This window comes from Microbacterium sp. (assembly GCF_041909575.1).
Classification (GTDB): Bacteria; Actinomycetota; Actinomycetes; order Actinomycetales; family Microbacteriaceae; genus Microbacterium.
On sequence record NZ_JAYRDE010000102.1, the window covers coordinates 1 to 11,046 of the forward strand.

At 69.6% G+C, this 11,046-nt stretch carries 10 protein-coding genes, 1 tRNA gene and 1 pseudogene; 3 read left to right on the top strand and 9 right to left on the bottom strand.

What is annotated here, in order from left to right:
• From ACE3O1_RS12505 to ACE3O1_RS12540, 8 genes and pseudogenes are all read right to left on the bottom strand, one after another.
• Positions 1 to 256: pseudogene (locus ACE3O1_RS12505) on the bottom strand (D-alanine--D-alanine ligase); the annotation flags it as partial.
• Complete coding sequence (locus ACE3O1_RS12510; protein WP_374315524.1) at positions 156 to 1,292, bottom strand: NAD(P)H-dependent glycerol-3-phosphate dehydrogenase; 1,137 nt, start codon at positions 1,290 to 1,292, stop codon at positions 156 to 158. The pseudogene ACE3O1_RS12505 and the gene ACE3O1_RS12510, both read right to left, overlap by 101 nt.
• Positions 1,282 to 2,046: a lysophospholipid acyltransferase family protein gene (locus ACE3O1_RS12515; RefSeq protein WP_374315526.1), complete on the bottom strand. Its 765-nt coding sequence runs from the start codon at positions 2,044 to 2,046 to the stop codon at positions 1,282 to 1,284. Before ACE3O1_RS12515 ends, ACE3O1_RS12510 begins: the two co-directional genes overlap by 11 nt.
• A 3-nt stretch (positions 2,047 to 2,049) precedes the next feature.
• Positions 2,050 to 3,420 carry a UDP-N-acetylglucosamine 1-carboxyvinyltransferase gene (gene murA, locus ACE3O1_RS12520; protein ID WP_374315528.1) on the bottom strand — a complete coding sequence of 457 codons (1,371 nt, stop codon included), beginning with the start codon at positions 3,418 to 3,420 and terminating at the stop codon, positions 2,050 to 2,052.
• Positions 3,421 to 3,494: 74 nt separating this feature from the next.
• Positions 3,495 to 4,091, bottom strand: a complete 597-nt coding sequence (leuD, locus tag ACE3O1_RS12525) for a 3-isopropylmalate dehydratase small subunit (protein ID WP_374315530.1) — start codon at positions 4,089 to 4,091, stop codon at positions 3,495 to 3,497.
• Position 4,092: 1 nt separating this feature from the next.
• Positions 4,093 to 5,571 carry a 3-isopropylmalate dehydratase large subunit gene (leuC, locus tag ACE3O1_RS12530; protein WP_374315532.1) on the bottom strand — a complete coding sequence of 493 codons (1,479 nt, stop codon included), beginning with the start codon at positions 5,569 to 5,571 and terminating at the stop codon, positions 4,093 to 4,095.
• A 175-nt stretch (positions 5,572 to 5,746) separates the two neighbouring features.
• Complete coding sequence (locus ACE3O1_RS12535; RefSeq protein ID WP_374315534.1) at positions 5,747 to 6,826, bottom strand: fatty acid desaturase; 1,080 nt, start codon at positions 6,824 to 6,826, stop codon at positions 5,747 to 5,749.
• 114 nt (positions 6,827 to 6,940) lie between these two features.
• Positions 6,941 to 8,062, bottom strand: coding sequence for a TerC family protein (locus ACE3O1_RS12540; RefSeq protein WP_374315536.1), 1,122 nt, complete (start codon positions 8,060 to 8,062; stop codon positions 6,941 to 6,943).
• Between the two features lie 283 nt (positions 8,063 to 8,345).
• Here ACE3O1_RS12540 and ACE3O1_RS12545 point away from each other — a divergent pair, with 283 nt between their 5' ends.
• Positions 8,346 to 8,900 (top strand): RNA polymerase sigma factor, encoded by a 555-nt coding sequence (locus tag ACE3O1_RS12545; RefSeq protein ID WP_374315542.1) that lies wholly within the window; start codon positions 8,346 to 8,348, stop codon positions 8,898 to 8,900.
• A complete protein-coding gene (locus ACE3O1_RS12550; protein WP_374315538.1) occupies positions 8,897 to 10,081 on the top strand; it encodes a DUF4349 domain-containing protein in 1,185 nt (394 codons plus the stop codon). Before ACE3O1_RS12545 ends, ACE3O1_RS12550 begins: the two co-directional genes overlap by 4 nt.
• 43 nt (positions 10,082 to 10,124) lie before the next feature.
• Here the strand turns inward: ACE3O1_RS12550 and ACE3O1_RS12555 are convergent.
• Positions 10,125 to 10,197: transfer RNA gene (locus tag ACE3O1_RS12555), tRNA-Glu, on the bottom strand.
• Between the two features lie 107 nt (positions 10,198 to 10,304).
• Here ACE3O1_RS12555 and ACE3O1_RS12560 point away from each other — a divergent pair.
• Positions 10,305 to 10,943 (top strand): MBL fold metallo-hydrolase, encoded by a 639-nt coding sequence (locus ACE3O1_RS12560; protein ID WP_374315540.1) that lies wholly within the window; start codon positions 10,305 to 10,307, stop codon positions 10,941 to 10,943.
• The last annotated feature ends 103 nt before the right edge of the window (positions 10,944 to 11,046 follow it).

Consider the following 11,046-nt stretch of genomic DNA (forward strand, 5'->3'; position numbering starts at 1 on the left):
GCTCGCGGTCGCCGACCTCGGGCCATAGCACGCGGGTGCCGTTGTCGACCACCTCGGGCAGGCGCTCGGCGTCGAGGGCGAACTTGTCGGGGTCGTCGTCCTCGAGGACGAACACGCCCTCGCGCGTGATGCCGACCGGGATCACCCGGTAGCGTTCACGATCGATCGCCCGCAGCACCCCGCCCGCCGTTGCGGAACTGATCGAGTGCTCGCTGGATCGACCGCCAAAGAGCACCGCCACCGCCGGCCTGTCCATTCTGCGTCCTCTCGCCCTTGGGGGTGTCGTCGTCTGTCGTCAGATGCGGCGCGATGTCGCGCGGGTTCATGGTTCCGTCCAGCACCATCTTGACCTGCTCGACGATCGGCATGTCGACGCCGACCTCCCGAGCCAGCTGCAGGATGGGGGCGACCGAGGCCAGCCCTTCCGCCGTCTGGTTCATCTGCTTGACGACGTCGTCGAAGCGGTAGCCCTGACCGAGCAGGCGCCCGGCGGTATTGTTGCGGCTGAGCGGCGACTGGCAGGTCGCGATGAGGTCGCCGAGGCCGGCGAGGCCCTGCAGGGTCTCGGGCTGGGCGCCGAAGGCGACCGCGAAGTCGGTCATCTCGACGAGTCCGCGCGTGATGATCGAGGCCTTCGTGTTCTCGCCGTAGCCGACGCCGTCGACGATGCCGATGGCGACCGCGATGAGGTTCTTCAGCACGCCGCCGAACTCGGTGCCGATGACGTCGGTGTTCACGAACGTGCGGAAATACGCGTTGCGCGCCCGGCGGGCGACCGCGTCGGCGGTCTCCTGGCTGGTCGAGGAGATCACCGCGGCGGTCGGCTGCTCCCGCGCGATCTCGAGGGCGAGGTTCGGGCCGGATGCGACCGCGATGCGCGCGGGATCGCAGTGCAGCTCCTGCTCGATGACCTGGCTCATGCGCAGGCCCGTTCGGCGCTCGACGCCCTTCATCAGCGAGACGATCGGCACGTCAGTGCGCGACACGAGGGGCCGCACCGCCTTCAGGTTCTGGCGCACCGCCTGGCTCGGGATCGACAGGTAGATCTGCTCGGCGCCGTCGAGCGCTTCGGACAGGTGGTGCGTGGCGGACATGGTGCGCGGCAGATTGATGCCCGGAAGATACTCGCTGTTGCGCTTGGCCTCGTGGATCTCGGAGGCCAGCTCCGCCCGGCGCGCCCACATGGTCACGTTGGCGCCGCCGTCGGCGAGGATCTTCCCGAAGGTGGTGCCCCAGCTTCCAGCGCCGATGACGGCGACCCGGGGGCGCGCGGCATCCTGTCTACGACTCAAGGCGACCCGTCTCCTTCTGGCCGTGGTCCGCCGGATTCCAGCGCGCGGCCGGCGCGGGCTCGCCCCGCAGCTCGCCCACGAGCGCCGAGATGTCGGCCATCAGCACGTCGGTCGCGGCGACCAGGGTGGCGGGCTGCGCCTGGGACTTGCGGTAGGCAGACAGGTCCACGGGGTCGCCGACGATCACCGTCACGCGGCGGCGCAGCGGCCAGAGCTTCAGCTTTCCGTACCGCGGGAGCACCTGCTGGGCGCCCCACTGCGCCATCGGGATGAGCGGGATGTCGCCGGCCAGCGCCAGCCGGACCGCGCCGGTCTTGCCCCGCATCGGCCACAGGCCGGGGTCGCGCGTGAGCGTCCCCTCGGGGTACACGATCACGCCGCGGCCGTGCCGCACGAGGGTCTCGGAGGCCTCCAGCGTCGCGCGGGCGGCCGAGGCCGAGCTCGCGCGCGCGACCGGCACCATCCCCGTGACGCGGAGCACCCAGCCGAGGACCGGGACGCGGAACAGGCTCTCCTTGGCCATGAACCGCGGGGCACGGCCCATGCGCCACACCGCCAGGGCGATCACGATGGGGTCGATCTCGCTCGCGTGGTTGGGCGCGAGCACGTACGCGCCCTCCCGCGGAAGCTTGTGCCCGTCGCGCACCTCGACCTTGAAGATCAGGCTGGCGAGAGGGACGACGATCGCCGCGAGCGGCCAGAAGATGCTCGGACGCGACTTCTCCGTCGAAGCGCGCAGTCGGTCGGTCGCCACGCGCTATCCGATGACGTCGAAGTCGGCGCCGAGCGCTTCGAGCTTGGTCAGGAACTTCTCATAGCCGCGCCGGATGATGCCGACGTTGCGGACGATCGACTCCCCCTCCGCGGTCAGCGCGGCGATCACGTAGCTGTATCCGCCGCGGAGGTCGGGGACGACGACGTCGGCGCCGTGCAGCGGCGTCGGCCCGGTGATGACGGCCGCCTGCTCCAGCGCGCGCCGCGGCACCCGCCGGTCCGGGGCGTCGATGCCGTGCGGGTGCACGACGATGTCGGCACCCATCTGGTTGAGGGCGGTGGTGAAGCCGAGGCGGTTCTCGTACACGGTCTCGTGGACCGTCGACTGCCCCGGCGCCTGCGTGAGGGCGACGATGAGCGGCTGCTGCCAGTCCGTCATGAACCCGGGGTGCACGTCGGTCTCCACGACGACGGGCTTGAGCGCGCCGTCGCGACGGAACTGGATGCCGTCCTCGTGGATGTCGAACCAGCCGCCGGCCTTGCGGAAGACGTTGAGGAAGGTCAGCATCTCCTGCTGCTTCGCACCGCCGACGAAGATGTCGCCGTCGGTGGCGAGTGCGGCGCACGCCCACGACGCGGCCTCGTTGCGGTCGAAGATCGCGCGGTGGTCGTATCCGCGCAGCGTGTCGACGCCCTCGATGAGGATGACGCGGTTCGGCTCGTAGGAGATGATCGCGCCCATCTTCTGCAGCACGGCGATGAGGTCCATGATCTCGGGCTCGATCGCCGCATTGCGCAGCTCGGTCGTCCCCTTGGCCTTGACCGCCGTGAGCAGCACCTGCTCGGTCGCGCCGACGCTCGGGTAGGGCAGGTGGATGTTGGCGCCGTGCAGGCCGTCGGGGGCCGTGATCCGGATGCCCTCGTAGCTCTTGTCGACGATCGCTCCGAACGCGCGCAGCGCGTCCATGTGGAAGTTGATCGGACGATCGCCGATCCGGCAGCCGCCGAGGTCGGGGATCAGCGCCTCGCCGAGCAGGTGCAGCAGCGGACCGCAGAACAGGATCGGGATGCGCGAGGCACCGGCGTGGGCATCGATCTCCTCGAAGTGCGCCGAGACCGCACCGCTCGGGTCGAGGTGGAGCGTGCCTTCCTCGTCGCCGTCCTCGACGCGCACGCCGTGGACCTCCAGGAGCGAGCGGACGACCTGGACGTCGCTGATGTCCGGGACGTCACGCAGCGTGCTCGTCGTCTCCCCCAGCAGCGCGGCCACCATCGCCTTGGTGACGAGGTTCTTGGCGCCCTTGACCTCGACGCGGCCCGTCAGGGGACGGCCGCCGCGGATCGCGAGGACCTCACCGGCCGGTTCCTTCTCGCCTGCCTGGGTGCTCGGCGTAACGCTGAGAGCGGACTTCATCCGGTGGACCTCACTTGTGTCTTCAGAGGGCGGCAAAGGGCGGAGGGGGCGCCCGGGTGGGGCGCCGTCCTGGCTTACGGAACGGGAAGCGTCCGCGGCCGCCATGCCTCACGGCGAGCCTCGAACTGCGCGATTCTGTCTTCGTCGCGCAGCGTGAGCCCGATGTCGTCGAGCCCTTCGAGAAGCCGCCACCTAGTGTAATCGTCGATGTCGAAAGCGACCTGGCGATCGCCGATCGTCGCGCGTCGCGTGTGCAGATCGACGGTCATCCGGATGCCGGGATCGGCCTCGATGTCGGCCCAGATCGCCTCGAGGTCCTGTTCCGAGATCACGCCGGTGACCAGGCCCTGCTTGCCCGCATTGCCGCGGAAGATGTCGGCGAACTTGGGGCTCAGCACGACCTGGAAGCCGAAGTCTCGCAGCGCCCAGACCGCGTGCTCGCGGCTGGAGCCGGTGCCGAAGTCGGGGCCCGCGACCAGGATGCTGGCGCCGGCGTAGGCCGGCTGGTTCAGGACGAAATCCGGATCCTGACGCCAGTTGGCGAACAGTGCGTCCTCGAAGCCCGTCTTGGTGACGCGCTTGAGGTAGACCGCCGGGATGATCTGGTCGGTGTCGACCGCGGAGCGCTTGAGCGGGGCGGCGATGCCGGTGTGCGTGGTGAACTTCTCCATGTCAGGCCTCCGCCCCGGCGCCGACCGGCGCATCCGTCGTGACGGGGTCCAGATCGGCGGGACTCGACAGCGTCCCACGGACCGCGGTGGCCGCGGCCACCAGCGGCGAGACCAGGTGGGTGCGCCCGCCCTTGCCCTGGCGTCCCTCGAAGTTGCGGTTGCTCGTCGACGCGCAGCGCTCCCCCGGCGCGAGCTGGTCGGGGTTCATGCCGAGGCACATCGAGCAGCCGGCGAACCGCCACTCCGCTCCGAACTCGGTGAACACCTTGTCCAGGCCCTCCGCCTCGGCCTCCAGCCGCACACGGGCCGAGCCCGGCACGACCATGACACGGACCCCCTCGGCCTTGGTGCGGCCCTTGATGACCGACGCGAAGGCGCGCAGGTCCTCGATCCGGCTGTTGGTGCACGATCCCATGAAGACGGCGTCGACGGCGACATCTTTGAGGGGGGTGCCCGCCTGCAGATCCATGTACTCCAGCGCGCGCTCGGCGGCGGCGCGTTCGTTCGGGTCGGCGAAGTCGGCCGGCGTGGGAACGACGTCCGAGAGCGACACGCCCTGGCCGGGGTTGGTGCCCCAGGTGACGAACGGCTCCAGCTCGTTCGCGTCGAGGTACACCTCGGCGTCGTAGACGGCGCCCTCGTCGCTCGGCAGCGTCCGCCAGTAGGCGACCGCGTCCTCCCAGTCCTGACCGGTCGGCGCGTGGTCGCGGCCCTTCACGTACGCGAACGTCGTCTCGTCCGGAGCGACCATGCCCGCGCGCGCACCGGCTTCGATCGACATGTTGCAGATCGTCATGCGGCCCTCCATCGAGAGCGAGCGGATCGCGCTGCCGCGGAACTCCAGCACGTAGCCCTGTCCGCCGTTCGCGCCGATCTTCGCGATGATCGCGAGCACGATGTCCTTGGCCGTCACGCCCGGCTTCAGCTCGCCCTCCACCGTGATCGCCATGGTCTTGAACGGCTTGAGCGGGAGCGTCTGCGTCGCCAGCACGTGCTCGACCTCGCTCGTGCCGATGCCGAAGGCCATCGCGCCGAAGGCGCCGTGGGTCGAGGTGTGGCTGTCTCCGCACACGACGGTGATGCCCGGCATCGTGAGTCCCAGCTGCGGACCCACCACGTGGACGATGCCCTGCTCCTTGTCGCCCAGCGAGTGCAGCCGGACGCCGAACTCCGCGGCGTTGCGGCGCAGTGTCTCGATCTGGGTGCGGCTGGTGAGGTCGGCGATCGGCTTGTCGATGTCGATCGTCGGCGTGTTGTGGTCCTCGGTCGCGATCGTGAGGTCGAGGCGGCGCACCGGCCGGCCCTCCGCGCGCAGACCGTCGAAGGCCTGCGGGCTGGTCACCTCGTGGACGAGATGCAGGTCGATGTAGATCAGGTCGGGCTGGCCGTCTTCGCCCTTGACGACGAGGTGGTCGTCCCACAGCTTCTCGGCGAGGGTGCGCGGACGCTCGGGGATGGCGGATGTCTGGGAAATGCTCACTGCTCAGTTCTCCTCTGGAAGGGACGTAGCCCTCTCGGGGTGGGGCCCGCGACGAACTCCGCGACGAGTGAGGCCTGGAAACTAGGACCCGTCGCGGCCGCTAAGGAGAAGGCGAGCGATCCGCACGGGGCCAGATTACCACCGTGTTGCCGCGACTCGGCCTCCGGCCGCTCCGCTAGATCGTCTGGCGCTGCGCGATCATCGGGCACTCGAACGGATCCCGCTCCCCCAGCCCGACGCGGTTGATGTAGCGGACGACGATGCCGTACGACTCCCACAGGCCCGTCGCGACGTACGGAACCCCGCGCTCGCGGCAGTACTCGGCGACGATCGGCGCCGCACGCCGCAGGTGAGGCCGCGGCATCGAGGGGAAGAGGTGATGCTCGATCTGGTAGTTCAGGCCGCCCATCGCGACGTCGAGGATCCTCGAGCCGCGGATGTTGCGGCTCATGACGACCTGGCGGGTGAGGAAGTCCAGGCGCGCATCCTTGGGCACGAGCGGCATCCCCTTGTGGTTCGGGGCGAACGCCATGCCCATGTACACGCCGAAGATCCCGAGCTGGACGGCGAGGAAGACCGCGGCGATCCCGGGCGAGAGGACGAGGAACACCAGGGCGACGAACCCTCCGAGCCGCAGCAGCAGGAACCCGATCTCCACCCAACGGCGATCGACGTGCTCGCGCGCGACGACCCGCCGCACGCTCGAGGCGTGGAGGGAGAGACCCTCGAGCAGCAGGATGGGGAAGAAGAACACGCCCTGGTGCGCCACGACCCAGCGGGCGATCGGCGATCGCTGGGCCTGCGCCTGCTGCGGGGTGAACGCGATCACGGGCAGATCGAGATCGGGATCGGCCTCGATCTTGTTCGGATTGGCATGGTGGCGCGTGTGCTTACGGCGCCACCAGCCGTAGCTCATGCCGACGACCAGATCTCCCAGGATGAGGCTGATCCAGTCGTTCCAGCGTCCCGACACGAAGATCTGCCGGTGCGCCGCGTCATGGCCGAGCATCGCGACCTGCGTGAAGATCACGGCGAACCCGACCGCGGTGAACAGCTGCCACCAGGTGTCGCCGACGAGGACGAACGCGACGATGCCCGCCGCCAGCACGACGGGCACCGCCACGAGTTTGGTCCAGTAGTAGCCGTAGCGCCGCCGCATGAGACCGGAGGCGCGCACGACCGCAGCGAGTTCGGTGAACTCGCTCGCGGGCGTCGTGCCTGTCCGGGGCCTGGTGGGGATGATTCCGGGTGCCATCTCGACCTCCCTGGGTCGATTCAGGCGGCGGGCGGCAACGTGCCCGCTGTCTGGGGGGCACGCTACGCCCGTTGGCTGGACGTCCTCACAGGTTTCTCGCGCGGCTCGCGGCGGTCAGCGGGAGTCCGTGCCGGGCTTGTCCACCGTCGGCGGGGTCCCCTTCTCCTCGGCGACCACGGCGGCCGCCTCGGCGGCGGACTCGGTGCCGGCCGGAGCCACCGCGGCGGCCGCGGTCGCGGCATCCGTCGTCCCGGCCCGCTTCTCCCGCGCCGACGCGACGAGACTCGCGATCGTGGCGACCGTCATGGCGACCACGATCACTCCGAGGGACATCCACGTGGAGATCTCCGGCGCCCACTCGATCGGCTCGCCGCCGTTGATGAAGGGCAGCTCGTTGACGTGCATGGCGTGGAAGACGAGCTTCACGCCGATGAAGGCGAGGATGAACGCGATGCCGTAGTGGAGGTAGCGAAGACGATCGAGCAGATCGCCGAGCAGGAAGTACAGCTGACGCAGTCCCATCAGGGCGAAGATGTTCGCCGTGAAGACGATGAACGGGCTCTGGGTGATGCCGAAGATCGCGGGGATCGAGTCGATCGCGAAGAGCAGATCGGTCACGCCGATCGCCGCGAAGACGATGATCATCGGCGTCCACATCTTCTTGCCGTCCACGACCGTGCGGATCTTGGCGCCGTCGTAGTGGTCGCTGATGTCGATCGTGCGGCGCAGCAGGCGCACGACGAAGTTCTCCTGCTTGACATCGGAGTCGTGGTCACCGCCGGGGAACGCCTGGCGCCACGCGGTCCACACCAGGAATGCGCCGAAGATGTAGAAGACCCAGCTCCACTGCTCGATGATCGCCGCACCGAGCATGATGAAGATGCCGCGCAGCACGAGCGCGATGATGATGCCCACCATCAGCACCTCCTGCTGGTAGCGGCGTGGCACCGCGAACTGCGTCATGATCAGCACGAAGACGAACAGGTTGTCGATGGAGAGGCTGTACTCGGTGAGCCAGCCGGCGACGAACTGCCCGGCGTACTCCGGTCCGGCGATGATCCACATCACGCCCGCGAAGAGCAGGGCGAGCGTCACGTAGAAGACGACCCACAGGGTCGATTCGCGCGTCGATGGGATGTGCGGGCGCTTGAGGATGAGGAGCAGATCGCCCAGGAGGATGAGCGACAGCAGGACGAGTGATCCGATCTCGAACCACAGGGGGAGGACGAGGTCCATTGAGGGCCTTTCGAACAGCGGGATGAGGGGGTCGACGGACGTCGAAAGTCTCTCCCCCGCGACCGTGCGGCCGCGTCGCGCACCCGGGGCCGCACTGTCGGGACCCGTGATGACGGATGCGCGCTGTCGGGATACTCCCTCTCGCCCGACCAGGATACAGGGCGGTGGATGCCGCGGCCGCCGCCGTGAGACGATCCGCGCCCGCGCGACACTGACACCGTGAGAGACAATGGTGCTCCGCGACGCCGCCTCACCGGGCATCGTCACGGGGTCGGAGGACGGCATGCAGGACACCGAGCGGGACGACGCCGCGCTCGTGGCGCAGGCGGCGGGCGGCAGCGAACACGCCTTCCGCACGCTGTACCGCGCCTACGTGCGCCCCGTCTACTGGCTCGCACACGGGCTCGTGGGAAACGCGGCCGATGCCGAGGACGTGACGCAGGAGACGTTCCTCGTGGCCTGGCGCAAGCTCCCCGGACTCGAACTCGCGGGCGAGTCCCTGCTGCCGTGGCTGGCGACCGTCTGCCGGTTCCAGGCGGCGAACCGCATCCGCCGGCAGAAGCGCGATCGCGAGCACACCGCCGCAGCGGCCGACGACACGATCCCGGCGACCGTCGATGTGGAGGAGCAGGTGATCGGCGCCGACCTCGCCGACCGCATCCTGCAGGAGGTCGCCGGGCTGAGCCCCCTCGACCGGGACATCTTCCGCCTGTGCGCCGCCGAGGGGTACGCCTACCAGGCCGCTGCCGAGGAGCTCGGCGTCGCGCACGGCGTCGTCCGCAACCGTCTCTCCCGCATCCGCACGCGACTGCGGACCGTTGTGAAGGAGAGCACATGAGCACCCAGCAGCCCACGGGCGCGCCGGCGGAGCTTCCCGAGCTCAGCGCGAGCCGCATCGACGAGATCGAGAAGTCGCTGTTCGCTGACATCGCCCACGAGAGGACCGCAGCCCGCACTCGCAGCGCACGGCGCGGACGCCTCTGGCTCGCGGGCGGCGCGGCCGCGGCCGTCATCGCCGTCGCGGCGATCATCGCCCCGGCCGTCGGTCAGCTCGTCTCGCCCGGGGCGGGCTCGAGCGACTCCGCGATCGAGCCGGGCATCGCCCCCGACGCACCCGTCGATTCGGGCGCGGACGACGGGGCCGCCACGACCGAGGAGGACCTCGGCGGCGGAGAGTCCGACGAGAGCGGCGCGAGCGGCGGATCGACGCTGACCGACCCCGACCAGGGCGAGCGCGAGATCATCACGACGGCCTCCGCCACCGTGGTCGTCGACGACGTCGCCGTCGCGGCACGCCTCGTCGGCAACAGCGCGGTCGCCCACGGCGGCTACGTCGAGGGGATGAGCGTCGGGACCGACGGCATTCCGACCGATCCCCAGTCCGGCGTCGCCGAGGACTCCGTGTCGTACCCCTACCCGTACCCGTACCCGTCGGACGCCGCATGGATCACGGTGCGCGTGCCGTCGGACGAACTCCCCGCCGTCGTCGACGAGCTCGCGGGGATCGGCGAGGTGACGGCATCCGCCATCAACCGGCAGGACGTCACCGAGCAGACCGTCGATCTGCGCGCGCGCATCGAGGCCGCTCAGGCATCCGTCGACCGCCTGCTCGACCTCATGTCCGAGGCGACCAGCACCGCCGACCTCCTCGCCGCCGAGGCCGCCCTCTCCGAGCGTCAGGCGCTGCTGGAGTCCTACCAGCAGCAGCTCGAGATGCTCGAGGGGCAGGTGGCGATGTCGTCGCTCACGGTTACGCTCACCCCGGTGGTCGAGTCCGTCGAGGCCGACCCGGCCGGGTTCGCCGACGGACTGCTCGCCGGCTGGAACGGACTCGTCGCGACGCTCAACGGCATCGTGATCGCCCTCGGGTTCCTGCTGCCTTGGCTCGCCGTCGCGGCGGTCGTCGGACTCGTCGTCTGGGCGATCGTGCGGTGGGTGCGCCGGCGGCGCGAACGGCGTCGAGCGGATGCCTCTCCCCCGGCGCGATCCGGTGAGATGACGGACCCGACAGCCCTGTGAAAGCGAAGAAGCCCGGTCGAATGACCGGGCTTCTTCGGTGTTGTGACCCCAGCGGGATTCGAACCCGCGTTACCGCCGTGAGAGGGCGGCGTACTAGGCCGCTATACGATGGGGCCGTTTTCGCAACCGTTCGATTATGCCATGGCGTTCATCGCCTCTCCAAATCGAGGCGGGAACGGTGGCGACGCTTGCCCGGCCGCGTCCGTACGGGTTGACTCGGCACATGCGAGTGACCAAGTTCGAACACGCCACCCTGACCCTCCTCGAGGCCGGACGCACCCTCGTCATCGACCCGGGGTCGTACACGACGCCGCTCGCAGACCTGTCGGAGGTCGTCGGAATCGTCATCACGCACGAGCATCCCGACCACTGGACGCCCGATCACCTGGACCGCCTGCTGAAGGCGTACCCCGGCACGCCGATCTACGCCCCCGAGGGGGTCGCGCGGGCCGCTGCCGGCTATGACGTGACCGTCGTGCACCCCGGGGACACCGTCGACCTCGAGCCGTTCACGCTGGAGTTCTTCGGCGGCCGCCACGCCGTCATCCACGAATCGATACCGGTGATCGACAATGTGGGCGTCCTCGTCAACGGCGAGTTCTACTACCCCGGAGACTCCTACGACGTGCCGACGGGCCGCACGGTCCGCCTTCTCGCGGCACCGGTGGGCGCACCGTGGCTGAAGATCGGCGAGGCGATGGACTTCGTCCTCGCCGTCGCGCCGCGGCAGGCCTTCGGCACCCACGACATGACCCTCTCGGTCATCGGCAGGGACATGGGACGTGCTCGGCTGCGGTGGGCGGTGGAGCAGGACGGCGGAGAGTTCCTGCTGCTCGAGCCGGGCGACTCGACAGACATCTGAGGCGGCCGGAGACAGACGACGGATGCCGCGCGGCTTCGACCCCCGGCATCCCTAGTCTCGCCGTCGGCTGACCGAGCGCGACTGCGCGGCGAGGGCCGGCGCG

Excerpts from the sequence above, each read along its gene's own strand:
- murA (WP_374315528.1), bottom strand. The coding sequence starts at position 3,420 with ATGAAGTCCGCTCTCAGCGTTACGCCGAGCACCCAGGCAGGCGAGAAG.
- leuD (WP_374315530.1), bottom strand. The coding sequence starts at position 4,091 with ATGGAGAAGTTCACCACGCACACCGGCATCGCCGCCCCGCTCAAGCGC.
- ACE3O1_RS12535 (WP_374315534.1), bottom strand. The coding sequence starts at position 6,826 with ATGGCACCCGGAATCATCCCCACCAGGCCCCGGACAGGCACGACGCCC.
- ACE3O1_RS12540 (WP_374315536.1), bottom strand. The coding sequence starts at position 8,062 with ATGGACCTCGTCCTCCCCCTGTGGTTCGAGATCGGATCACTCGTCCTG.
- ACE3O1_RS12545 (WP_374315542.1), top strand. The coding sequence starts at position 8,346 with ATGCAGGACACCGAGCGGGACGACGCCGCGCTCGTGGCGCAGGCGGCG.
- ACE3O1_RS12550 (WP_374315538.1), top strand. The coding sequence starts at position 8,897 with ATGAGCACCCAGCAGCCCACGGGCGCGCCGGCGGAGCTTCCCGAGCTC.
- ACE3O1_RS12560 (WP_374315540.1), top strand. The coding sequence starts at position 10,305 with ATGCGAGTGACCAAGTTCGAACACGCCACCCTGACCCTCCTCGAGGCC.